Source organism: Streptomyces sp. P17 (genome assembly GCF_032436805.1).
In the GTDB taxonomy this organism is placed as follows: domain Bacteria; phylum Actinomycetota; class Actinomycetes; order Streptomycetales; family Streptomycetaceae; genus Streptomyces.
Genome location: NZ_JAVRBF010000692.1, coordinates 1 through 279, shown reverse-complemented (window position 1 = coordinate 279; position 279 = coordinate 1). Strand labels below are relative to the sequence as shown.

Sequence of the window (279 nt, the reverse complement as noted above, 5' to 3'; positions counted from 1 at the left end):
CCGATGGAAGCTTTTGCCAATGTTCTTATGAATGAGCCTGCTGGCCTTTCAATCGGTAAAGTTATTCTTGCCGACGGTAGTGAAGTCCTAGGCGTACTAGGTGAACCATATCTAGTTGAAGGACAGCGTGACATCACGCATACCGGTGGCTGGCGAAAGTACACTGAAACGTTGATCTAGCGGTTTAACCAACTTTATATCCAGTCATATCGTTAGCTTCATTGCTAATCGCTACTACGAAATTGCTGGAGACCATAATAATACGCGACATAAAAGGTC

Annotated in this window: 1 pseudogene; it reads left to right on the top strand. The window is 44.4% G+C overall.

Features of this window, described 5'->3' with window-relative positions:
• Positions 1 to 180: pseudogene (locus RMT89_RS42610) on the top strand (allophanate hydrolase); the annotation flags it as partial.
• Between the last annotated feature and the right edge of the window lie 99 nt (positions 181 to 279).